Origin of the sequence: Pseudomonas sp. St316 (assembly GCF_018325905.1) — a bacterium.
In the GTDB taxonomy this organism is placed as follows: domain Bacteria; phylum Pseudomonadota; class Gammaproteobacteria; order Pseudomonadales; family Pseudomonadaceae; genus Aquipseudomonas.
This window is the reverse complement of sequence record NZ_AP021901.1, coordinates 511,230-535,057: the sequence shown is the minus strand read 5'-3', so window position 1 is coordinate 535,057 and position 23,828 is coordinate 511,230. Positions and strand designations below refer to the sequence as shown.

Sequence of the window (23,828 nt, the reverse complement as noted above, 5' to 3'; positions counted from 1 at the left end):
ACTAACAATCACGAGCAACCCTCGCCGAAAACTGATCAAAAAACCAACGGCCAGATAAAGTATCTGCACGGTAACGGCACTGAAAAACCGTTCCTGCGGACCACTCTTGCCAAGTTGGCGAGCATTGTTCCGACTCCGATGGGACAAAATGATTCCCCAAACGGTCCAGGACAAGTCTCTACCTAAGTCAAATGGACCAGCGAACGCTGATCCCCCGTAGCGCGCGATTATCTAGTAGCCCGCGTGACAACGCATCAGGGGTAGCAAAGTATTTATCGAGAAAACTCCCTGTTTTACCTCGAAACAGGCTCGAAAAGATGTTTCAAACGCTTTCAGACCTGTAACAGGAAGGTTACCGGGCCATCGTTGACCAAATGCACCTGCATGTCGGCGCCGAATCTACCTGATGCCACAGTGCCATGCACCTGTTTCGCCTGGGTGAGCAAATAGTTGAACAACTCTTCTCCCAGGGCCGGAGGTGCGGCTGTCGAAAAACTCGGGCGCAAACCACTTTTTGTATCGGCCGCCAAGGTGAACTGCGACACCAGCAGCAACCCACCACCGACATCTGCCAGGGACAGGTTCATCTTGCCGTCGGCGTCGCTGAACACTCGATAGTTAAGCAGCTTATGCAGGAGTTTGTCGGCGCTGGCCCGGGTATCCCCTGGCTCGACGGCCACCAACACCAGCAAACCTTGATCCACGGCCCCGACGATCTCGCCTGATACTTCGACCCGTGCGCAGCGAACTCGTTGCAACAGCCCCTTCATGCTTCTTCAGGCGGCAGGTCGAGCAGGCGCCGGGCCATTTGCGCAGCGGCGCGCACCAGGGCGTCGGTGATCCCAGGCTCGGAAGCGGCATGGCCGGCGTCGCGAATCACCTGCAGTTCGCTGTTGGGCCAGTTCTGATGCAGCTCCCAGGCATTGTCCAGCGGACAGATGACGTCGTAGCGGCCATGCACGATGACGCCCGGCAAATGGGCGATCTTGCCCATGTCGCGAATCAACTGGTTGGGTTCGAGGAAGGCATTGTTGGTGAAGTAGTGGCATTCGATCCGGGCGATCGACAGCGCCCGCTGCGGTTCGGAGAAGCGATCGACCACCAGCGGGTTCGGACGCAGGGTCGCGGTGCGGCCTTCCCACGTGGACCAGGCCTTGGCCGCGTGCATCTGGGCGATCTGGTCGTTACCGGTCAGGCGCTTGTGGAAAGCGCTGAGCAGGTCGTCGCGCTCGTCCAACGGGATCGGTGCGATGTAGTCCTGCCAATAATCGGGGAACAGGCGACTGGCACCGGCTTGGTAGAACCACTCGATTTCCTGCGGCCGGCAGAGAAAGATCCCACGCAGGATCATACCGTGTACCCGCTCTGGATGAGTCTGGGCGTAGGCCAGGGCCAGGGTCGAGCCCCAGGAGCCACCAAACAGCACCCATTTTTCGATGCCCAGGTGTTTGCGGATGCGCTCCAGGTCTTCGACCAGATCCCAGGTGGTGTTGTTCTCAAGGCTGGCATGGGGGGTTGACCGACCGCAGCCGCGCTGGTCGAAAGTGACGATGCGGTACAGGTTCGGATCGAAGTAGCGGCGGCTCTGTGCATCGCAACCAGCACCCGGGCCGCCGTGAATGAACACTACCGGCAGGCCTTCCGGGGAACCGCTTTCATCGACATAGAGCGTGTGGGTGTCATCGACAGCCAGATCGTGCCGGGCATGGGGTTTGATCTGCGGGTACAAAGTCTGCATTGCGCGCTCCGTAAGGGGTCGAGTCATCCCTGTGGGGACTTCTATTTAGTCTGCCGTCCGGCATCATAAACCCGAATTACCTTAATGAGCATGTCCCCTGCGCAGTCAAAGCATGTCAGCCAGGTACGCCAGCAGCGTGCGATACATCCGATCGACCTCCGGCACCTGGCCCCGACCGCGCAGGCAACCGTGGACCAACCCTTCGCCCATGTACAACACAGAGGCTACCCCTGCGGCGTTCAGCCGCTCGCTATAGAGGACGCCATCGTCGCGCAGCGGGTCCCACTGCGCCACGGCGATCAACGCCGGCGGCAAGCCGTCCAGATGCTCAGCGAGCAACGGCATGGCGCCGGGCGACGGTGCGGCACCGCCTAGGTAAAGCGCGTGATAACTGTCCAGATCATGGCTGCTCAACAGCGGCGCATCGGCACATTCACGGCGCGATGGCAGTGCTGCCGAGCCACCGAGTGCCGGATAGATCAGCACCTGGGCCCGGGGCAACGCTTGCCCGGCATCGCGCAAGGCCAGGCATAACGCAGCGGCGAGATTGCCGCCGGCACTGTCACCGACCACCAACCGACGACGCGGGTCGATGGCAAAGGGCGCGGCTGCCAGGTGGCGCCACACGGCGAGGCAATCGTCCAACCCGGCTGGAAACGGATGCTCTGGCGCCAGCCGATAATCCATCGCCACCACCAGCGCACCAAGGGCTGCCGCCAGCTCCATGCAGATGAAGTCATGGGAGTCCAGGTCCCCCACCACCCAACCACCGCCGTGCAGATAGAGGATGCACGGCCAGCCGGCGGGTGGCGCGGCACCTCGTGGGTGATAGGCGCGCACAGCCACACTGGCCAGCTCGAAGTCCTCGATTGCCAGTGTTGGCGGGCATGCCGGAGTGAACGCCCGGCACATTTGGCTGTAGGCCTGGCGCAAACCGGCGAGGCTGTCGTCCGGGCTGTTGAAGCTCAGGGTTTTGTCGATGAAGGCTGACATCTGTCTAGAGAGTGGATATGAGGCCATGAAGAACACCACCTTGCTCCCACAAATAAATCACTCCACCACAGATAAATCACCCCGCAGCAGCCAGGTAGTTCAGTTTTTGAGACTGGCCTGCACCGCCGCCACGCCATCCTTGCCGTCGAAGCTGGTGACACCGGCCAGCCAGCGTTGCAAATCCTCGGGATGATCGCGCAACCATTGCCGAGCGACGTCCTGGGGCGTCTTGCGCTCCATGATCGGGACCATCAACTGACTCTCCTGGGCGGTGGTGAAGGTGAGGTTTTCCAGCAAACGGTTCACATTCGGGCAGCGCTGGGCATAGTCCGGCGCGGTGACGGTGGAGACGGTCGCGGCGCCTTCGTTCGGGCCATAGACATCCTCACTGCCGGTCAGGTAGGTGATGTTCATGTTGATGTTCATCGGGTGCGGGGTCCAGCCGACGAAGACCACGAACTCCTTGCGATTCACTGCGCGCTGCACCGCGGCCAGCATGCCCGCTTCACCGGATTCGATCAGCTTGAAGTCCTTGAGGCCAAAGTGATTGGTTTCAATCATGGTCTTGATGGTGGTGTTGGCCCCACTGCCCGGCTCGATGCCGTAGATCTTGCCGCCCAGTTGATCCTTGAACCGGGCGATGTCGGCAAAGGTTTTGAGCCCCGCCGCTGCCACGTAGTCTGGAACAGCCAGGGTGGCCTGGGCATCGGCCAGGCTCGGCGTGTCCAATACCTTCACTTGGTTGGCCGCCAGGAACGGCGCGATGTTCTTGTCCATTGCCGGCTTCCAGTAGCCCAGGAAAATGTCGAGACGCTTGTCGCGGATGCCCGCGAAGATAATCTGCTGCACGGCGCTGGTCTGCTTGCTGTCGTAGCCCAGCCCGTTGAGCAACACATCGGCCATGCCGCTGGTGGCGATCACGTCGGTCCAGTTGACCACGCCCATGCGCACGGTCTGGCACGCCGCAGGCTCGATGGCCATCGCCCCGGCGCTCAAGAGGGTGGTACCGCAGAGGATCGACAGACAGCGTTTGAACAGTCTTTTCATCGGGAAGGTCTCGTGCGGCAGCGGTTTATTGTAGGTCGGTGTCTTGCTGCACCGTGCCCAAAACATTACGCAGCGTCGAGGGGCCGAAGATGAACTGTGGCGACGCGGTTTTGCACGGTGACGACCGTTCCCGCACGAGGCTCAAGAACAAAACAAACCTGTAGCGGGAGGATCTGTGGGAGCAAGGCTTGCCCGCGATGAAGACACTGCGGCTCCCCTGACACCGAGGCGCCTGTATCGCGAGCAAGCTGTGCTCCCACAGATGACGCCCCTCGCCACAGAAGAATCGCGCAGGTCTTTATTTCTTGTACGTCTGCCGCCCCCACGCCAGGAAGCCTTCCAGCAATTCCCTGAGCACCACCTGGGTCGGCTCCGCCAGGTCCGCGCGGTAGTTGAACGGTTCGAACTCTTCCATGTAGGTGCTCTGGCACAGTTCCAGCTGCACCGCGTGGATGTCTTCGGCCGGGTTGCCATAGTGCCGGGTGATGTGTCCGCCCTTGAACCGCCCGTTGAGCACGTGGGTGAACTCGCCATGGCGCGCGCAGATGGCTTCGAGCTGGCTGGCCAGGGTCGGGTCGCAACTGGCACCGTTGAACGTGCCGAGGTTGAAGTCCGGCAGCTTGCCGTCGAACAAGTGCGGGATCACCGAACGGATCGAATGGGCATCGAACAGCAAGGCATAGCCGAACTCAGCCTTGAGCCGCGCCAATTCCTGTTGCAACGCCTGATGGTACGGCATCCAGACCTGCTGCAGATAAGTCGCGCGCTCTGCAGCTGACGGCTCCAGCCCTTCGCGAAACAGCGGCACGCCATCGAACAGCGTCGCCGGGTACAAACCGGTGGTGGCGCCAACGTACATCGGCTTGTCATCGGCGGGGCGGTTGAGGTCGACGACGAACCGCGAGTACTCGGCGGCCAGGGTGCTGGCGCCCAGCTCGGCGGCGAACTCGTAGAGCCTTGGGATGTGCCAGTCGGTGTCTGGCAGGCTTTGGGCCTCGGGGATCAACCCGGCCTGTACCGCCGGGGTCAGGCGCAGGCCGGCGTGAGGCATGCTGATCAACAGCGGCACGCGCCCTTGCTTGAAATTCAGGACCTTCTCCACAACCGTTCTCCTCAATCGATTTCCACGCCGTGACGCACGACGCGTTTTTCCAGGTCGCCACCGAGCCAGTACGAAAGGTCAGCTGGGCGGTCAATGTGCCAGGCGACAAAGTCCGCCACCTTGCCGGCTTCCAGCGAACCGTGGGTTTGAGCCATGCCCAAGGCCTGGGCCGCATGAATCGTCGCTCCCGCCAGGGCTTCTTCCGGGGTCATCCGGAAACAGGTGCAGGCCATGTTCAGCATCAGGCGCAGCGACAGTGCCGGCGAGGTGCCGGGGTTGAGGTCGCTGGCCACGGCGATTTTCACGCCATGCTTGCGCAGGGCATCCATGGGCGGCAATTGGGTTTCGCGCAGGAAATAAAACGCGCCCGGTAACAGCACCGCCACGGTCCCGGATTCAGCCATGGCCTTGGCATCATCCTCGGTCATGAACTCCAGGTGATCGGCCGACAGCGCCTGGTAACGCGCCGCAAGGCTGGAACCGTGCAGCGACGACAATTGCTCGGCGTGCAGCTTCACTGGCAGCCCCAGTTCATGCGCCGTGATAAACACCCGCTCGACTTGTGCCGGGGAAAACGCCAGGTATTCGCAAAAGGCATCCACCGCATCCACCAGTCCTTCGGCCGCCAGGGCTGGAAGCATCTCGGTGCAGATGTGCTCGATGTAGTCATCGGCGCGATCTTTGTATTCCGGCGGCAAGGCGTGGGCCGCCAGACAGGTGCTGCGCACGCTGACCGGCAGCTCGGTGCCGAGGCGGCGGATGACGCGCAGGATCTTGCGCTCGCTCGCCAGGTCCAGGCCGTAGCCGGATTTGATTTCCACCGTGGTCACGCCGTCGTGCATCAGGCTTTTCAGGCGTTTGGCGGCGCTGGCGAACAACTCGTCTTCGCTGGCGGCCCGGGTCGCGCGTACGGTGCTGGCGATACCGCCACCGGCGGCGGCGATCTCGGCGTAGCTGACGCCTTGCAGGCGCTGCTCGAACTCACCGCTGCGGTTGCCGCCGAACACCGTGTGAGTGTGGCAGTCGATCAGCCCCGGGGTGACCCAGGCGCCCTTGAGGTCGTTGACCGCCGGGTAGTCACCGCCCGGCAGTTCGGCTCGCGGGCCGATCCATTGAATGTGCTCGCCCTGGGTGACGATAGCGGCGTCTTCGATGATCGAGTAGACGCCCTGGGCCATGGTGGCGGCGTGGCAGTTTTGCCAGAGGGTTTTCATCCCGAGTCTCCTCGTCTCATTCAAAATCGAATCGCGAGCAAGCTCGCTCCCACAGGGGGCAGGGTGTACCCCAAATGAGTGTTCAACCCCGCCTCCTGTGGGAGCGAGCTTGCTCGCGATGAGGCCCTTACAGGCTCGGCAACAATTGCGCCGTAACCAATTCGTTCAGGCACCGACTCGCCAGCAATTCACTGGCCGCGTTGATGTCCGGCGCAAAGAAGCGGTCCTTCTCATAAAACGGCACTTCTGCGCGCAAGAGGGCCCGGGCCTGTTCCAACTTAGCGGAGGTCTTCAGGCCGCCGCGCAAGTCCAAGCCCTGGCAGGCCGCCAACCATTCCACCGCGAGGATGCCACGGGTGTTCTCGGCCATTTCCCACAAGCGCTTGCCGGCGGCCGGGGCCATGGAGACGTGGTCTTCCTGGTTGGCCGAGGTCGGCAGGCTGTCCACCGAGTGAGGGTGCGACAGCGCCTTGTTTTCACTGGCCAGGGCCGCGGCGGTGACCTGGGCGATCATGAAACCGGAGTTCACCCCGCCATTGGCGACGAGGAACGGCGGCAGTTGCGACATGTGCTTGTCCATCATCAACGAAATGCGACGCTCGCTCAGGGAGCCAATCTCGGCAATCGCCAAGGCCATGTTGTCGGCCGCCATCGCCACCGGTTCGGCGTGGAAGTTGCCGCCGGAAATCACGTCGCCCTCGGCAGCGAACACCAGCGGGTTATCCGACACCGCGTTGGCCTCGATCACCAGCACTTCGGCGGCCTGGCGGAACTGAGTCAGGCAGGCGCCCATCACTTGCGGTTGGCAGCGCAAGGAGTACGGGTCCTGGACCTTGTCGCAGTTCTGGTGCGAATCGGAGACTTCGCTGCGCTCGCCCAGCAAATCGCGGTAGGCAGCGGCGGCGTCGATCTGGCCTTTCTGGCCACGTGCGGCATGGATGCGTGCATCGAATGGCGAACGCGAGCCGAGCACCGCTTCCACCGTGAGGCCGCCCAGGGCCAGGGCAGCGGCAAACAGGTCTTCGCCTTCGAACAGGCCTCGCAGAGCAAACGCGGTGGACACCTGGGTGCCGTTGAGCAGCGCCAGGCCTTCCTTGGCGGCCAGGGTCAGCGGCGCGAGACCGGCGACTTTCAGGGCCTCGACGGCCGGCAGCCATTCGCCCTTGTAGCGGGCCTTGCCTTCGCCCAGCAGCACCAGGGACATGTGAGCCAGTGGCGCCAGGTCACCGGAAGCACCGACCGAACCCTTGAGCGGAATGTGCGGGTAGACCTCGGCATTGATCAGCGCAATCAGCGCATCGATCACCTGCCGGCGGATGCCGGAAAAACCCCGGCTCAGGCTGTTGACCTTGAGCACCATGACCAGCCGCACCAGCGCATCGCTGATCGGCTCGCCGACACCGGCGGCATGGGACAGCACCAGGGAGCGCTGCAGGTTTTCCAGGTCTTCGCTGGCGATGCGGGTCGAGGCCAGCAGGCCGAAACCGGTGTTGATGCCGTAGGCGGTGCGGTTCTCGGCAAGGATCTGTTCAACGCAGGCAACACTGGCCTCGATCTGCGCAGACGCGCTGGCGTCGAGGCTCAAGGTCACGGGTTGCTGATAGATGTCACGCAATTGAGCCAGGCTCAATTGGCCGGGAATCAGGTTTAAGGCAGTCATGTATTGCTCCTTTTGAGAGTTTTGTTTTCACCCGCCAGTCGCTCCGGAATGTTCCGTTATCCGTCACCTTCGCTTTTTGGGCGATGCCTTGTGGGCAATAGGTGCCTTGGCACGCTGGCGCTTTTTTGATCAGTTCAAATTCGGTAATACGTTGTGCAGCACGTTTGGGTCTTTGAGCAGGCCGGCGGCACTGGCGATGTCCGGCGCCAGCCAGCGATCCTGGTCGTAGGCCGGGACGCGTTCTCGCAGCAGTTTCCAGGCGATGTCGGTGCCGGCGCCGAAGCGCTGGGCCTTGAGAAATTCAAAAGCCTGGGCCGCCAGCAGGTATTCGATGGCGAGGATCTGCGTGCAGTTTTCCAGCGCCCGGTGCAGCTTCAGGGCGGCGTTGGTGCCCATGCTCAAATGGTCTTCCTGCAACCCGGAGGTGACGAAATTGTCGAGCACCGCCGGTTGCGCCAGTTGCTTGTTTTCCGCGCACAGCGAGGCGGCGACGTATTGCACGATCATCATCCCCGAGTTCACCCCGGGGTTGGCCACCAGGAAGGCTGGCAGGCCGCTGACGTGGGGGTTGATCAAGCGGTCGAGGCGACGCTCGGCGATAGAGCCGATCTCAGCCATGGCAATCGCCAGCAGATCCGCCGCCAAGGCAACCGACTGGCCGTGGGGATTGGCCTGGGACACGACCCGGAAGTTCTCCGGCGTACCCAGCAGCAGCGGATTATCGGTCACCGCGTTGAGTTCGGTTTCGATCTGTTGCCGGGCGTGAGCCAACTGGTCGCGAGCCGCGCCGTGCACCTGGGGAATCGAGCGGATGCTCAAGGCATCCTGGGTGCGAATGCCCAGGCTCGCGGCAATGACTTCGCTGCCGTCGAGCAAGGCCCGCAGGTTGCTCCCAACTTGCTGCATGCCCGGATGTGGCTTGAGGGCGATGATTTCGCCATCGAACGCGGCAATCTGGCCGCGCTGGGCTTCGAAGCTCATGGCGCCGATCACATCGGCCCATTGCAGCAGGCGCGTCGCATCGGCCAGGGCCAGGCAACTGAGGCCGGTCATGCACGGCGTGCCGTTGACCAGGCACAGACCGTCCTTGGCCCCCAGTTGCACCGGTTGCAAACCTTCTGCGGCCAGGGCCTGTTGCGCCGGGATTATTTGCCCGCGATAGCTGACCTGGCCGACGCCCAGCAGCGCGATGCTGATATGGGCCATGTGGGTCAGGTAACCCACCGAACCTTGGGAGGGCACTTGCGGTGTGATGCCACGATTGAGCAGCGCCAGCAAAGCTTCGACCACCCGACGATGGATGCCGGACTTGCCCTGGCTGTAATTGAGGATGGCGGCGCAGAGAATCGCCCGGGTCTGTTCATCGGCCAACGGAGCGCCCACGCCACAGGCATGGCTGAGCAGGGTGTTGCGCGACAGTTGGCTGAGTTGCTCATCCTTGAGCGAGACATTGCACAAGGCCCCAAGGCCGGTGTTGACGCCATAGGCGCGCTCGCCGCTTGCGACGATGCGCTGGACGATGGCCTGGGCATTGTCGATCCGCGCCCAGGCCTGGGCGGACAGCTCAAGCTCAGCGCCGAAGCGAGCGACGGCGACCACGTCCTGCCAACGCAACGGGGCGTCGGCGATAACAATTTTTTCAGCCTGGGACATTTCCAACCTCATGCTTACAACCTGAACATGGATCCAGCTTTGCCGGCCCTATCGCGAGCAAGCTCGCTCCCACAGGGGTACGCATTCCAATGTGGGAGCGAGCTTGCTCGCGATGGGGCCAGCCCAGCCACCACAAATTCCTCAAACCACCGCCGCCCGCCGCTGCACGAACCGATCAACATACTCATCCGCCGGTGAGTGCAGAATCTCCCGGGGCGTGCCGACCTGGATCAGCTTGCCGTCCTTGAGGATCGCGATGCGGTTGCCGATGCGCACGGCCTCGTCGAGGTCATGGGTGATGAACACGATGGTCTTGTGCAGGGTCTTTTGCAGTTCCAGCAACTGGTCCTGCATTTCCGCGCGGATCAGCGGGTCGAGGGCGCTGAAGGCTTCGTCCATCAGGATGATGTCGGTATCCGCGGCCAAGGCCCGGGCCAGGCCGACGCGCTGGCGCATGCCGCCGGAGAGCTGGTGCGGGTATTTGTTCTCGTAGCCTTTCAGGCCCACGGTGTTGATCCAGTGCAACGCCCGTTCGGCGCACACCTGCTTGCTCTCGCCGCGCACTTTTAAGCCGTAGGCGACATTGTCCAGCACGCTCTTGTGGGGCAGCAGGCCAAAGCTCTGGAACACCATGCTGATCTTGTGCCGGCGAAATTCGCGCAGGGCGTCCATGTCCAGTTGCAGGATGTCTTCGCCGTCCACCAGGATCGCGCCGCTGGTAGGGTCGATCAGCCGGTTGAAATGGCGCACCAACGTGGACTTGCCGGAACCGGACAGCCCCATGATCACGAAGATCTCGCCAGTGCCGATACTCAGCGACAGGTCGTTCACCCCGACCACACAACCGGTTTCGGCCAGCACCTGGTCCTTGGTCTTGTTCTGGTGGATCAGCGCCAGGGCTTCCTTGGAGCGATTGCCGAAAATCTTGAAGACGTTCTTGACTTCGATTTTGCTGATGGTTGCGTTGTTCATTTGCTCACCTCATGCCGAGGACGACCATAGGCCTGGGTAATGCGGTCGATGACCACGGCGAGAATCACGATCGCCAGCCCGGCTTCCAGGCCGCGGCCGACGTTGAGGGTCTGGATGCCCACCAGAACGTCTTCACCCAGGCCTCGGGCGCCGATCATCGAGGCGATGACCACCATCGACAGGGCCATCATGGTGGTCTGGTTGATCCCGGCCATGATGCTCGGCAGGGCCAGGGGCAGTTGCACGCCGAACAGCTGTTGCCAGCGGTTGGCGCCAAAGGCGTTGATGGCTTCCATCACTTCGCCGTCCACCTGGCGGATGCCCAGGTCGGTCAGGCGAATCAGTGGCGGCGCGGCGTAGATCACCGTGGCGAAAATCGCCGGGACCTTGCCCAGGCCGAACAGCATCAACACCGGAATCAGGTACACGAAGCTCGGCATGGTCTGCATGATGTCCAGCAACGGCATCAACACCGAACGCAAGCGATTGCTGCGCGCCGAAAGAATGCCCAGTGGAATGCCGATCAACACCGAGATCAGCGTCGCCACCAGCATCAGCGCGAGGGTCTGCATCAGTTTGTCCCACAGGCCCACCGCGCCCACCAGAAACAGCAGGCCGACGATCACCGCCGTGGTCACGACCTTGCGGGTGGCGTGCCAGGCGATGCCGCCGACGATGGCCAGCATCAGCCACCAGGGCGCCATGCGCAGCAGGCCTTCGAGGTTGACGATGGCCCACAGCAGGGTGTCGGAGATGTGCCGGAACACATCGCCATAGTTGGTCACCAGGGAGTCGACCCAACCGTTGACCCAGTCGGCGATGGAGAAGGTAAAGCTTTCGGGAAACATAAGAGACTCTCGATCAAGTGGATGCAGTGAACGTCCCGGCCAGCCCTAGGATTGGCCGGGGGTATTCGACCTACAGAGCCGCGTCGATTTTCTTGGCCGCGTCTTCACTGACCCAGGCGTGCCAGACTTCAGGATGTTCCTTCAGGAAGATCTTCGCCAGTTTCGGCGACTCGATCCGCTCCTTGGCCATGCGCCCGAGGTTCTGGTTCAGGATGTCGATAGGCAGGTTGACCTTTTCCAACACGGTTACCAGTTCCGGGGCCTCGTCGTGGAAGGTCTTGGACAGGCCGACCTTGATGCTCACGCTTTTATCCACGCCGGGTTTTTCTTCCAGTTTCACCAAGTCGACCTGGCCCATCAGCGGCGTTGGCGACCAGTAGTAGAACAGGATTGGCTCGCCGCGCTTGTAGCTCGACAGCACCGCTGCATCCAGGGCCGGGCCGGTGCCTGGACGGAAGTTGGTGTAGGTTTTTTCCAGGCCATAGCTTTTCAGCATTTCGCTGTTGTCCAGCTCGCAGGTCCAGCCGGCCGGGCAGTTATAGAAGCGGCCCTTGGACGGCTCCTCCTGATCCTTGAACACGGCGGCGTACTGGCCCAGGTCCGCAATGTTCTTCAGGCCCGGAGCCTTAGGTTCGAGCTTGCGCTTGGCGTCACCTTCGATCACGTAGCGCGGCACGTACCAGCCTTCGATGGCACCCACGACCGGGGCACCGACGCCGACTACCTTGCCGGCCTTCTCGGCCTTGTTCCAGACTTCACTGCGACCGACCCACTCTTCGGCAAACACCTGGATGTCGTTGCTGCTCAGGGCATTCTCCATGGTGATGGAGTTGCCTGGCAGGCTGTCGGTCTTGCAGTCGTAGCCTTTTTCCAGCACCACTTGCAGGACGTCGGTCAGCAGCATGGCGCTTTCCCAGTTCAGGCCGGCGAATTTCACCGGTTTACCCGACTCGCACCAACCCGCCGCTTGCGTGGCGCCGGCACTGGCCAGCAGGCCCATGGAAAACAATGTGGTCAGCAGGGTCTTGTTCGACTTCATTATGTGACGCTCCTAATCGGTTGGATTGGCTTACGGCAGTCAAGAGGCATCCAGCCCTGTCAACGTCCCATCAGACCGCTTGAATGCGGCCCGCCCTGCTCGGTTGTGCGTCAACCGTGTCCTGCTCGACCGGCAGGATCAATTGATCGGGTACAGCGCTGTGCCACTTCTTGGCGACGACGTAATACAGCACCGCCGGAACCACCAGGCCGATGATCCAGGAAATGTCCACGCCACCCATGGCCGCCACCAGCGGACCGGTATAGAACTTGGTGGCGATGAACGGCAGTTGGACCAGTACGCCGAAGACATAGACGCTGATACCGAGGGCGTTCCAACGACCGTAGCGACCGTTCGGGTCGGCCAGTGCCGGCACGTCATAGCGCTCGCGAGTGATGCAGTAGTAGTCCACCAGATTGATCGCGCTCCACGGTGTGAAGAACGCCAGCAAGAACAGGATGAAGGACTTGAACGCACCGAGGAACGAGTGTTGGCCGAGCAGCGCGATCAGGGTCGCGGCACCGACGATGACCAGCACGAAGACCAGGCGCTGCAAGCGCGTGACGTTCAGGTGACCACGAAAACCGCTGATGATGGTCGCGATGCACATGAAGCTGCCGTAGGAGTTCAGCGTGGAGATGGTGACCTTGCCGAACGCGATGCTGAAATACAGCAGCGCAGCGGTGGCGCCGGTCCCGCCCAGGCCCACGATGTAGGCCACTTCGTGACCGGCGAACTGCCCATTGGCCGAAGCGGCGGCAAACACGCCGAGGATCATCGCCACCTGGGCGCCGATGACTGAACCGGCGCCTGCGGCAAAAAAGGTTTTCACCGAAGACGTCTTGCTCGGCAGGTAACGGGAATAGTCCGCCACGTAGGGGCCGAAGGCGATCTGCCAGGAGGCCGCGAGCGACACCGCCAGCAGGAAACTGCTCCAACTGAAATGGCGGATTTGCAGGAGTGCGCCAACGTCCGTCTGGCTGATCAGGCGAGCGAACAGGTAAACAAAGGCGATCACACCGATGATGCTGGCGACACGGCCAATGAAGTGAATCACCCGATAACCGAGCACCGTGACCAGCACGATGACACTGGCGAAAATGAGGATGCCGACACTGTCGCTGACGCCAAACAACTGGCCCAGCGCCTGGCCGGAAAGCACGGTTCCCGTAGCAGTGAAACCCAGGTACATCAGGCACACCAGCACGATCGGGATGGCCGCGCCATACACACCAAACTGCACCCGGCTGGAGATCATCTGCGGCAGGCCCAGCTTGGGCCCTTGCGCGGCATGCAACGCCATGACGCCACCGCCGAGCAGCTGGCCGATCAGCAAGCCGATCAACGACCAGAACACATCACCGCCAAGCACCACCGCCAATGCACCGGTGACAATGGCTGTGATTTGCAGGTTGGCCCCCATCCAGAGGGTGAACTGGCTCAACAATCGGCCGTGCCGCTCCGTTTCCGGGATGTAGTCGATCGAGCGTTTCTCGATCAACGGCTTGCTGCTTGCGCGTGTGCTACTGACAGCCATGGTTCAACCTCTGGTGGATTGTTCTGGAATTCATCTGCACTGCAGTTTCCCCTGTGGGAGCGAGCTTGCTCGCGATAGCGGCGGGTCAGTAGACACTGCTGTTGACTGACACGCCCTCACCGCGAGCAAGCTCGCTCCCACAGGGGCTCCGGGGTTATTTGCCGGTGATCATCGGCAAGTTCAGCCCCTGCTCCTTCGCGCAATCAATCGCGATCTGGTAGCCGGCATCGGCATGACGCATCACGCCAGTGGCCGGGTCGTTGTGCAGTACGCGAGCAATGCGCTCGGCCGCTTCATCGGTGCCGTCGCAGACGATCACCATGCCCGAGTGCTGGGAGAAGCCCATGCCGACGCCGCCACCGTGGTGCAGCGAAACCCAGGTCGCGCCGCTGGCGGTGTTGAGCAAGGCGTTGAGCAACGGCCAGTCGGAGACCGCATCGGAACCGTCCTGCATGGATTCGGTTTCACGGTTGGGGCTGGCGACGGAACCGGAGTCCAGGTGGTCGCGACCGATCACGATAGGGGCCGACAATTCACCGCTGCGCACCATCTCGTTGAACGCCAGGCCCAGCTTGGCGCGCTGGCCCAGGCCAACCCAGCAGATACGGGCCGGCAAGCCCTGGAAGCTGATGCGCTCGCGGGCCATGTCCAGCCAGTTGTGCAGATGGGCGTCGTCGGGGATCAGCTCCTTGACCTTGGCGTCGGTCTTGTAGATGTCCTGCGGGTCACCGGACAGCGCGGCCCAGCGGAACGGGCCAATGCCACGGCAGAACAGCGGACGGATATACGCCGGGACGAAGCCTGGGAAGTCGAAGGCATTTTCAACGCCCTCTTCCTGGGCCATCTGGCGGATGTTGTTGCCGTAGTCAAAGGTCGGCACGCCCATTTTCTGGAAGGCCAGCATGGCTTTGACGTGAACGGCCATCGATTGCTTGGCGGCCTTCACCACAGCGGCGGGCTCGGTCTTGGCGCGGGCACGGTATTCGTCCCAGGTCCAACCGGCCGGCAGGTAGCCGTTGAGTGGGTCGTGGGCGCTGGTCTGGTCGGTGACCATGTCTGGGCGCACACCACGACGGACCATTTCTGGCAGGATCTCGGCAGCGTTACCACACAGTGCGATGGAAATCGCCTTGCCTTCGGCGGTGTATTTCTCGATGCGCGCCAGGGCGTCGTCGAGGTCGGTGGCTTGCTCGTCGACATAACGGGTTTTCAGGCGAAAATCGATGCTCACCTGTTGGCACTCGATATTGAGCGAGCACGCACCGGCCAGGGTCGCGGCCAAGGGTTGCGCACCGCCCATGCCGCCCAGGCCGGCGGTCAGGACCCAACGCCCCTTGAGATTGGAGTCGTAGTGTTGGCGACCGGCCTCGACGAAGGTTTCATAAGTGCCTTGCACGATGCCCTGGCTGCCGATGTAGATCCAGCTGCCGGCGGTCATCTGGCCGTACATGGCCAGGCCCTTGGCGTCGAGTTCGTTGAAGTGCTCCCAACTGGCCCAGTGCGGCACCAGGTTGGAGTTGGCGATCAGTACGCGAGGGGCGTTGCTGTGGGTCTTGAACACGCCCACCGGCTTGCCGGATTGCACCAGCAGGGTTTCGTCGTCATTGAGGTTGGTCAGGCTTTCGACGATCTTGTCGTAGCACTCCCAGTTGCGCGCCGCGCGCCCAATGCCACCATAGACCACCAGTTCCTTGGGGTTCTCGGCCACTTCCGGGTCGAGGTTGTTCATCAGCATGCGCAGCGGCGCTTCGGTCAGCCAGCTCTTGGCGGTCAGCGTGTTACCGCGAGGGGCACGGATTTCAACGTCACGGTATTTTTCGGGTTTGCGGGTAGCGTCGGTCACAGCAAAAACTCCTCAGCGATCAATCCAGACCAGCCCGGGCAGCGGGCTTCGATTTAGCGAACGTTGCGTTGAATATCGGTGACTCATACGCATACGTCTTTACTTGTATGTACAAGCATATGCAATCAAGCGGCCAACTTGTTAGAGATGGTGTTCAGAAACAGTTGGGCAATTAGCTGAAAGCCTTGTGATTTAAGGGCTGCTGAGCGACATGAAATTTTTTAAGAGGGTTTTCGAGGGGGAAATCGGAGCGTCACTGACGCGTGGTGTTGCGCCACGCTGGGGCATTCGGTAACAAGTTGGTGCGCAGAAGAAACAGCAGGCAGGCACCTTGTGGCGAGGGGATCTATCTGTGGGAGCAAGGCTTACCCGCGATGCAGGCGAGTCGATTTTCTGGCAGACCGCATCGTCTTCGTCGCGGGCAAGCCTTGTTCCCACAGGGTACTCAAGACGCTGAAATCAGTGGGCAGTCAGCTCAATCACGCAGCATTGGCCGTGGGTCGAGACATCCACCAACCCGGTGTTACCGCTCAGTTGCAAACAATCGTAGAGACCCAAATCAACGGCGGATTCACCGATCTTGATAGCCAGTCCCGGAGCGGCACTGAACACCAGCACCGTTTGCGCCTCACTGAAAAACCGCTGCTGGCCGCCCAACCACTGCAACCGCGCGCGGTAACGTTGCGGCGCGTAGATCAGATTGAAGTCACGAATCGGTCCGCCCAGCAGCGTGCAATACACATGACTCTCGCCGCTGAACGCAAAAGGGTCCAGCGGATGCAGAGGCCGCGTGGCCTGGCCATCGACGTTCAGCGTCATGCCGTCTCCCTGCAAGACGCTGATGATCCGTTCGTAACCGGCGAAGTTGGAGAAGCCGCCCGACTCACCGATGTCGGCAATCGACAGGCGCCAGCCGAAACCTTCCAGGCCGGCGCCGGTATCGCGGGTGATTTCTTCGGTGCTGCCGCCACCGTTTTTCCACGGCATGCGTGGGTAGTCTGCCGCGCGTAAAACCTTCAAATGGCTCATTTGTGAAAGCGCCCTTCCAGACTGTGACGGGAGCCCGGATGGATCAGGCGCGCGGCGGTCACCGGCTGGCGTCCGGACCAGGTGCGTCGGCGGATCAACAGGCACGGCTCGCCCCTTTCGATCTGCAGCAAACTGCATTCACTTGGCTCGGCCAGGATCGCCTCGACCACATGCTCGCCCTCGGTCAACGGCGCGACCTGGTTCAGATAGGCGTAGGGCGTTTGTACGGTGAAGTCCTGCTTGAGGTAGTCCGGCGCCACCAGTGCGTTGACGAAACGGTCCTCGATTTGCACGGGAATGTCGTTCTCGAAATGCACGATCAGCGAATGGAACACCTTCTGGCCTTCACGCATGTCCAGGGCCAGGGCCCGCTCGGAGCCGGCCGCTTCTTCTTCCAGGGTGATGACCTGGCAAGTGTGGCGATGGCCACGGGAGGCGATCTCATCGGCGATGTTATGCACTTCGAACAACGCGGACTGGCTCTTGGGCTCAGCCACGAAGGTACCGACACCCTGCATGCGCACCAACAGGCCGTCGGCGGTCATTTCCCGCAGAGCACGGTTGATGGTCATGCGACTGAAGCCCAGTTGGCTGACCAGTTCGCTTTCCGACGGCACGCGGTAATGCGGCGGCCAGTTCCCACTGTCGATCTGCTGGGTGATCATCTGTTTGACGCGGGCGTACAGGGGTGCCGGACTGTCACCCATGTTTGCGGCCAGCGGCGGTTTGGCAGGCGGAGTCGACACGGCGGTTCCTTGTTCTGCGGATAAGAATGCTAGCTTGCCGGAGTTTACCGGCCAGGCAAACGTCTGTATATGTATATACAAATTACGCACGATGAGGTTGAACCATGTCCGCCTTCTTTGCCGAACGCGCGCTGCTGCCTAGTGGATGGGCCAATGATGTACGTCTTGAGGTGGATGCCGAAGGCGTCCTGACCCATGTCCAGGCCGGTTCCCACGCAGACGGCGCCGAACGGCTGGGCGGTCCGCTGTTGCCGGGTATGCCGAACCTGCACTCCCATGCCTTCCAACGGGCCATGGCCGGGCTGGCGGAAGTGGCGGGCAATCCCAACGACAGTTTCTGGACCTGGCGTGACTTGATGTACCGCCTCGTCGGAAAAATCAGTCCCGACCAACTCGGCATCATCGCCCGCCAGCTGTACATCGAAATGCTCAAGGCCGGTTACACCTCGGTCGCCGAATTCCATTACGTGCACCATGACACCGACGGCGCGCCCTACGCCGACCCGGCGGAACTGGCCTTGCGCATCAGCCACGCCGCCAGCGCCGCCGGTATCGGCCTGACGCTGCTGCCGGTGCTCTACAGCCACTCCGGTTTTGGCGGCCAGGCGCCCAATGACGGGCAGCGCCGGTTCATCAACAGCACCGAAAACTACTTGAAGCTTCAGTCACGCTTGCAGCCGATCCTGGCCGGGCAGCCGTCCCAGGCGCTGGGTCTGTGCTTCCACTCGCTGCGTGCCGTGACGCCCGGGCAGATCCAGGAGGTGCTGGCCGCCAGTGACCGTGAGTGCCCGGTGCACATCCACATCGCCGAGCAGCAGAAGGAAGTCGACGATTGCCTGAGCTGGAGCGGCGCCCGCCCGCTGCAATGGCTGTACGAAAACACTGAAGTCGACCAGCGCTGGTGCCTGGTCCACGCCACCCACGCCAACGCCCAGGAAGTCAGCCTCATGGCCAGGAGCCGGGCGATTGCCGGCCTGTGCCTGACCACCGAAGCCAACCTGGGCGACGGGATTTTCCCGGCCGTGGACTTCCTCGCCCAAGGCGGGCGCCTGGGGATCGGCTCTGACAGCCATGTATCGCTGAGTGTGGTCGAAGAACTGCGCTGGCTGGAATATGGCCAGCGCCTGCGGGATCAACGGCGCAACCGCTTGCATCGCGCGGATCAGCCGATGGTCGGCCGCACCCTGTTTGACGCGGCGCTGGAAGGCGGCGCCCAGGCCCTGGGGCAACCGATCGGCGCCCTCGACATCGGCAAGCGCGCCGACTGGCTGGTGCTCGATGGCAGCGACCCGTATCTGGCCACCGCCCAGGGCGACGGGATCCTCAATCGCTGGCTGTTTGCCGGTGGCGATCGCCAGGTGCGCGATGTGATGGTCGGCGGCCGATGGGTGGTGCGTGATGGACGTCATGCCGGCGAAGAGGACAGCGCCCGGGCGTTTACCCAGGTGCTGCGCGAACTGCTGGGCTGAGTCAATCAACCCTGTGGGAGCGAGCTTGCTCGCGATGGGGCCTTTGCCTTCAACATAGAAGTTGACTGAAAGTCCGCTATCGCGAGCAAGCTCGCTCCCACATTTAGCTGTCGGTTGGCAGTCAGTCCGAAGTCTTGGCCATCTGTCGATCCGACGCTCGCCAGATCAACCGTGTCGTGTCATAGCCCTGCTGACGCGCCTTGCTCAACAGTTCCTCGCGCACGACGCTATTGACGGTCGGTGTACGGGACAACAGCCACATGTAGCGACGGCTTGGGTCGCCAACAATGGCGGTCTTGTAGTCATCGCTGACGTACAGCACCCAGTATTGCCCTTTCGCCACACCCGGCACGATCCGCGAAAACCAGTTATCGAACTCGACCCAGAGCTTGTCGGTCTTGCCCGGCACCTGCGGCGTGGCGGTGCCCCTGGCTTCTTCCCACTGCCAGTCGGAGGTCAGGCAGCGGTTGAGCACCCCCACGTTGCCGTCTGGCTTGAGGATGTAGTGGGCTTCCGATTGCGCACAATTGCGCTGGAAATACATGGGCAGGCGGGCCAACTCATACCAGGTCCCTTGGTAACGCTTGAGATTGACGCTGTTGACCGTCTTGGGTGCCAGCGGATCTTCGCCAGAAGTGGCACAGCCAGCCAAAATCAGGCCAGCCAAAAGCACAAAAACTAACCGCATCATTATTTTTCTCCCGCGGGCGCGTGGCCCCGGTTTACTTCAGGCCTTGGCCGGAAAACATCAACACTTTGTCACCGGCGTACTGCACGCTGATAAAGCTTTTCTGGTCGCCCCAGGTGCAGCTGGACATGCCGAGCGCGCCTGAACAATCGGTCGGTTTCCCCAGCAACGTTTCGACTTCGGACTTGGGCATGCCAGCCGACAGCTTCGAGTAGTTTTCCTGGTTGACCTTGCTGCATGCACTCAATACGACACACACAAACAACAAGGCGATAGATCGCAGCGACATGGTGTAACTCCTGGAACAGAAGGGGGGTGGCAGGTGCCAACCAGAAGCTTAGAAGAGAAAACCCCTATCTGGTTCCCCGACGCCCCCGGTATTTATTGGGCCTCGGCAGGTGTTTCATCGATGAAACACCTACTTTGTGACGGCGTCGCGCATTTCGTCGGAATTGAACCGCCACCGGCTGATGAGGTGACCTGGCGCGCCGATAAAAAGAAACAGCGCAAACCAATGCGTTATGGCAAATTGACAGCCCGTCCTGACCCGTCCCTCCGCGGTAGTGTTATTAATGACCAGAAACATGAAATTCAGCCATAAAATCCTATTGGCTGCCGCCCTCGTGGTGGCTGTTGCATTCGCCTGTTTCATCCTGTTCAACGACTATCGTCAACGCCAGAGCCTGCAGGCCAGCACCGAGACCTCCATGCAGGAACTCGGCAGCCTGACCAGCCGCAACATCCAGACGTGGGTCGACGGTCGTATCCAGCTGCTGCAATCGCTGGCCCAGCAGATCGCCGTGGACGGCAGCAGTGCCGACAACCTCAAGCGCGCCGTGGGCCTGCCGGCCTACACCGGCAATTTCCAGCTCAGTTATTTTGGTGGGACCGACGGCGTGATGTTCTCGGTACCGGCCGGCAATCGCGCCGCCGATTACGACCCGCGCGCCCGTGGCTGGTACAAGGCCGCCAACAGCGCACAGCAAACCATCGTCACCGAACCCTACATCGCCGCCTCGTCGGGCAAGCTGGTGATTACCGTCGCCACCCCGGTGCAGCACCAGAACCAGATGATCGGCGTGGCCGGTGCGGACATTGACCTGTCCAGCGTCAGCGCCATCATCAACTCACTGAACTTCGGCGGCCACGGCCACGCGTTCATCGTCAGTGCCGACGGCAAGATCCTGATCCATCCCGACAGCAAGCGCGTGCTCAAGACCCTGGCCGAGGCCTACCCTAACGGCGCGCCTCAAATCAGCCCGGGCGTGAAAGAAGTCGACCTCGACGGCAAGACCCAATTCATCTCCTTCACCCACGTCAACGGCGTGCCGGGCGCCGACTGGTACGTGGCGCTGGTGCTCGACAAGGACACCGCGCTGGCGATGCTCAGTGAGTTCCGTACCTCGGCGCTGATCGCCATGGCCATCGCCGTGGTATTCATCATCGCCCTGCTCGGCATGTTGATCCGCGTGCTGATGCAACCGCTGCTGACCATGGGCCGCGCCATGCATGACATCGCCGAGGGCGAAGGCGACCTGACCCGGCGCCTGGTCATCCACGGCCATGACGAATTCGGGGCGCTGGGTACTTCGTTCAACCGCTTTGTCGAACGCATTCATACCTCGATTCGTGAAGTGGCCTCGGCCACCGGCCAGGTCAACGAAGTCGCCCTGCGCGTGGTCAGCGCGTCCAACTCGTCGATGTTCAACTCCGACCAGCAGGCTTCGCGCACCAGCAGCGTGGCCGCCGCCATCAACCAGCTCGGTGCCGCCGCCCAGGAAATCGCCCAGAACGCCGCCCTCGCCTCACAACATTCCAGCGATGCCCGCAACCTGGCTGAAGACGGCCAGCAAGTGGTGGATAAAACCATCGCGGCCATGCAGCAGTTGTCGGCCAAGATCAGCGATTCGTGCGGCAACATCGAGACGCTGAACAGCAACACGGTGAACATCGGCCAGATTCTTGAGGTGATCACCAGCATTTCCCAGCAGACCAACCTGCTTGCCCTCAACGCCGCCATCGAAGCGGCCCGTGCTGGTGAAGCCGGGCGCGGCTTCGCCGTAGTGGCCGATGAAGTGCGCAACCTGGCCCACCGCACCCAGGATTCGGCGCAGCAAGTGCAGAAGATGATCGAAGAGCTGCAAGTCGGTGCCCGGGAAGCGGTACTGACCATGACCGACAGCCAGCGCCAGAGCGAAAGCAGCGTCGGCATCGCCAACCAGGCCGGCGAACGCCTGAGCAGCGTCACCCAGCGTATTGGTGAAATCGACGGCATGAACCAATCCGTGGCCACCGCCACCGAAGAACAGACCGCCGTGGTGGAGTCGATCAACGTCGACATCACCGAGATCAACACCCTGAACCAGGAAGGCGTGGAAAACCTGCAAGCCACCTTGCGGGCCTGTGCCGACCTCGAGCAGCAGGCGGCGCGGTTGAAGCAGTTGGTGGGCAGCTTCCGGATCTAGTCTGGAAGGGCCCCATCGTCGGATCGCCGCCCGGAGCAAGCTCGCTCCCACAGGACTTCAGTGAATGGAGATCCAGTGTGGGAGCGAGCTTGCTCGCGATGGCGGCATCAGCCCCACAGAAAAAATCAGAACCTGGACCCAGGCCTGTTCAAGAACTCGACTTCCTCAGCCGTGGACTCGCGCCCCAACACCGCATTGCGATGGGGAAAACGCCCAAACCGGGCAATGATCTTCTGATGCCGTTCGGCGTAATCCAGGTTGTCTTCAAACACCGCCCGCTGCGCCTCCGGCTGCTCTCGCACCAAGTCGATAAACCGCGACACGGCCTCGTTCTGCACCGCGAGGTTTTCGCAGTGTTCCAGCACCAGGTAGATGAATACGCGCTGGATCGGCTTGAGTTGCCGGTCGAAACCCGCCGCCATGCCTTGGGCCACCAGCGCTTGGGCACGCAGGTCACCGGAGAAGGCCTTGGGGGTGTCGCGAAAGATCATTCGCGGGAGTTGGTCGAGTAGCAGCACCAGGGCCAGCCAACCTTCCGGGCGTTGCGCCCAGTCGGTCAATGCGCCGGCCAGTGCCAGCTCGACCTGATCGCCAAAACGCTCGTTTGCCTGGCGATCATGGCGTTTGCCGAACCACAGCTTGCCTCTGTCAGCCGATATCTCGTCCGGTGCCTTGGCTGAACCAAACCACCAATCGAGCAACGGCTGCCAGGGCTCGGCCATGATTTATTCCTTGTGGTAGGCCGTAGCGCGTGCCACTTCTTCCTTCGAGCCGAGGAACACGGCCACGCGCTGGTGCAGGCCTTCGGGCTTGATATCGAGGATGCGCTGGTGACCGTCGGTGGAAGCACCGCCCGCCTGTTCCACCAGGAACGACATCGGGTTGGCTTCGTACATCAGGCGCAGTTTGCCCGGCTTGGACGGCTCACGGCTGTCGCGCGGGTACATGAACAGACCGCCACGGGTCAGGATACGGTGCACGTCGGCAACCATCGCGGCGACCCAGCGCATGTTGTAGTTCTTCTTCAGCGGACCTTCTTCGCCCGCCAGCAATTCTTCGACGTAGCGTTTTACCGGGGCTTCCCAGTGACGCTGGTTGGACATGTTGATGGCGAATTCCTGGGTGGTTTCAGGAATGGTGATGTCTTCGTGGGTCAGGACGAAGCTGCCCATCTCGCGGTCCAGGGTAAAGCCCTTGACGCCGTCGCCCAGGGTCAGCACCAGCATGGTCTGCGGGCCGTAGATGGCATAACCGGCAGCGACCTGCTCGGTGCCTGGCTGCAGGAAAGCCTTTTCATTCAAGGCTTCGTTCTGGCTCAGGTATTCGTTCGGGCAACGCAGTACCGAGAAGATGGTGCCAACCGGGGCGTTGATGTCGATGTTCGACGAACCGTCCAGTGGGTCGAATACCAGCAGGTAGGCACCCTTGGGGTATTTGCCCGGGATCTGGTAGGCATTGTCCATTTCCTCGGACGCCATGCCGGCCAGGTGACCGCCCCATTCGTTGGCTTCGAGCAGGATTTCGTTGGAAATCACGTCGAGTTTCTTCTGCACTTCGCCCTGTACGTTTTCGGTGCCCATGCTGCCCAGGACACCACCTAGCGCGCCTTTGGAGACGGCGTGGCTGATTTCCTTGCACGCACGCGCCACCACTTCGATCAAAAAGCGCAGATCGGCAGGGGTGTTGTTGCTGCGGGTCTGCTCAATCAAATAGCGACTCAAGGTAACGCGGGACATGGACGGCTCCGAAGAATAGGGGGCGGAAAAACCAGCGCAGTTTAGCGCG

The 23,828-nt window shown here is 61.8% G+C and carries 22 protein-coding genes; 3 read left to right on the top strand and 19 right to left on the bottom strand.

What is annotated here, in order from left to right:
• Positions 1-332: 332 nt before the first annotated feature.
• The 15 genes from dtd to hutC all read right to left on the bottom strand — a co-directional run bounded on the left by dtd (position 333) and on the right by hutC (position 17,382).
• Positions 333-770 (bottom strand): D-aminoacyl-tRNA deacylase, encoded by a 438-nt coding sequence (gene dtd, locus KI237_RS02330; protein WP_063323331.1) that lies wholly within the window; start codon positions 768-770, stop codon positions 333-335.
• Positions 767-1,738, bottom strand: a complete 972-nt coding sequence (pip, locus tag KI237_RS02325) for a prolyl aminopeptidase (RefSeq protein WP_210642444.1) — start codon at positions 1,736-1,738, stop codon at positions 767-769. The genes dtd and pip overlap by 4 nt, the downstream gene beginning before the upstream one ends.
• A gap of 105 nt (positions 1,739-1,843) precedes the next feature.
• Positions 1,844-2,758, bottom strand: a complete 915-nt coding sequence (locus KI237_RS02320; protein ID WP_212798632.1) for an alpha/beta hydrolase — start codon at positions 2,756-2,758, stop codon at positions 1,844-1,846.
• A gap of 72 nt (positions 2,759-2,830) precedes the next feature.
• Positions 2,831-3,778, bottom strand: a complete 948-nt coding sequence (locus KI237_RS02315; protein ID WP_212798631.1) for a choline ABC transporter substrate-binding protein — start codon at positions 3,776-3,778, stop codon at positions 2,831-2,833.
• Positions 3,779-4,076: 298 nt separating this feature from the next.
• The gene (hutG, locus tag KI237_RS02310; RefSeq protein ID WP_212798630.1) at positions 4,077-4,880 is read right to left on the bottom strand and encodes an N-formylglutamate deformylase; all 804 of its coding nucleotides are present in this window, start codon (positions 4,878-4,880) and stop codon (positions 4,077-4,079) included.
• An 11-nt stretch (positions 4,881-4,891) separates the two neighbouring features.
• Positions 4,892-6,094, bottom strand: a complete 1,203-nt coding sequence (gene hutI / locus KI237_RS02305; RefSeq protein WP_212798629.1) for an imidazolonepropionase — start codon at positions 6,092-6,094, stop codon at positions 4,892-4,894.
• A gap of 127 nt (positions 6,095-6,221) precedes the next feature.
• Entirely contained in the window at positions 6,222-7,754 is a 1,533-nt protein-coding gene (gene hutH / locus KI237_RS02300; protein WP_212798628.1) for a histidine ammonia-lyase, read from the bottom strand.
• Positions 7,755-7,883: 129 nt separating this feature from the next.
• Positions 7,884-9,407 carry a histidine ammonia-lyase gene (gene hutH / locus KI237_RS02295; protein ID WP_212798627.1) on the bottom strand — a complete coding sequence of 508 codons (1,524 nt, stop codon included), beginning with the start codon at positions 9,405-9,407 and terminating at the stop codon, positions 7,884-7,886.
• A gap of 141 nt (positions 9,408-9,548) precedes the next feature.
• On the bottom strand, positions 9,549-10,379 hold the full coding sequence (locus KI237_RS02290; RefSeq protein WP_212798626.1) for a quaternary amine ABC transporter ATP-binding protein: 831 nt from the start codon (positions 10,377-10,379) through the stop codon (positions 9,549-9,551).
• Positions 10,376-11,227, bottom strand: a complete 852-nt coding sequence (locus tag KI237_RS02285; protein ID WP_212798625.1) for an ABC transporter permease — start codon at positions 11,225-11,227, stop codon at positions 10,376-10,378. The genes KI237_RS02290 and KI237_RS02285 overlap by 4 nt, the downstream gene beginning before the upstream one ends.
• 70 nt (positions 11,228-11,297) lie before the next feature.
• Positions 11,298-12,266: an ABC transporter substrate-binding protein gene (locus KI237_RS02280; protein WP_212798624.1), complete on the bottom strand. Its 969-nt coding sequence runs from the start codon at positions 12,264-12,266 to the stop codon at positions 11,298-11,300.
• Positions 12,267-12,336: 70 nt separating this feature from the next.
• The gene (locus KI237_RS02275) at positions 12,337-13,803 is read right to left on the bottom strand and encodes a purine-cytosine permease family protein (protein ID WP_212798623.1); all 1,467 of its coding nucleotides are present in this window, start codon (positions 13,801-13,803) and stop codon (positions 12,337-12,339) included.
• A 154-nt stretch (positions 13,804-13,957) separates the two neighbouring features.
• Positions 13,958-15,646: a urocanate hydratase gene (hutU, locus tag KI237_RS02270; protein WP_092222286.1), complete on the bottom strand. Its 1,689-nt coding sequence runs from the start codon at positions 15,644-15,646 to the stop codon at positions 13,958-13,960.
• A 459-nt stretch (positions 15,647-16,105) separates the two neighbouring features.
• Entirely contained in the window at positions 16,106-16,675 is a 570-nt protein-coding gene (locus tag KI237_RS02265; protein ID WP_212798622.1) for a HutD/Ves family protein, read from the bottom strand.
• Complete coding sequence (gene hutC, locus KI237_RS02260; RefSeq protein WP_212800535.1) at positions 16,672-17,382, bottom strand: histidine utilization transcriptional repressor HutC; 711 nt, start codon at positions 17,380-17,382, stop codon at positions 16,672-16,674. The genes KI237_RS02265 and hutC overlap by 4 nt, the downstream gene beginning before the upstream one ends.
• 143 nt (positions 17,383-17,525) lie before the next feature.
• Between hutC and KI237_RS02255 the strand changes: the two genes are divergently transcribed.
• Positions 17,526-18,890 carry a formimidoylglutamate deiminase gene (locus tag KI237_RS02255; protein ID WP_212798621.1) on the top strand — a complete coding sequence of 455 codons (1,365 nt, stop codon included), beginning with the start codon at positions 17,526-17,528 and terminating at the stop codon, positions 18,888-18,890.
• Between the two features lie 121 nt (positions 18,891-19,011).
• Here KI237_RS02255 and KI237_RS02250 read toward each other — a convergent pair whose 3' ends face one another.
• The gene (locus KI237_RS02250) at positions 19,012-19,581 is read right to left on the bottom strand and encodes a lipocalin family protein (RefSeq protein WP_212798620.1); all 570 of its coding nucleotides are present in this window, start codon (positions 19,579-19,581) and stop codon (positions 19,012-19,014) included.
• 31 nt (positions 19,582-19,612) lie between these two features.
• A complete protein-coding gene (locus KI237_RS02245) occupies positions 19,613-19,867 on the bottom strand; it encodes a hypothetical protein (protein WP_212798619.1) in 255 nt (84 codons plus the stop codon).
• A gap of 120 nt (positions 19,868-19,987) precedes the next feature.
• On the opposite strand from KI237_RS02245, the gene KI237_RS02240 reads away from it, so the two are divergent.
• Positions 19,988-20,179 (top strand): hypothetical protein, encoded by a 192-nt coding sequence (locus tag KI237_RS02240; protein ID WP_212798618.1) that lies wholly within the window; start codon positions 19,988-19,990, stop codon positions 20,177-20,179.
• A complete protein-coding gene (locus KI237_RS02235; protein WP_212798617.1) occupies positions 20,151-22,043 on the top strand; it encodes a methyl-accepting chemotaxis protein in 1,893 nt (630 codons plus the stop codon). The genes KI237_RS02240 and KI237_RS02235 overlap by 29 nt, the downstream gene beginning before the upstream one ends.
• 125 nt (positions 22,044-22,168) lie before the next feature.
• Here KI237_RS02235 and KI237_RS02230 read toward each other — a convergent pair whose 3' ends face one another.
• Together KI237_RS02230 and KI237_RS02225 are read right to left on the bottom strand one after the other, a co-directional pair.
• Positions 22,169-22,765, bottom strand: a complete 597-nt coding sequence (locus KI237_RS02230) for a DUF924 family protein (RefSeq protein ID WP_212798616.1) — start codon at positions 22,763-22,765, stop codon at positions 22,169-22,171.
• A 3-nt stretch (positions 22,766-22,768) separates the two neighbouring features.
• Positions 22,769-23,779 (bottom strand): class 1 fructose-bisphosphatase, encoded by a 1,011-nt coding sequence (locus KI237_RS02225; protein WP_212798615.1) that lies wholly within the window; start codon positions 23,777-23,779, stop codon positions 22,769-22,771.
• Positions 23,780-23,828 lie beyond the last annotated feature (49 nt).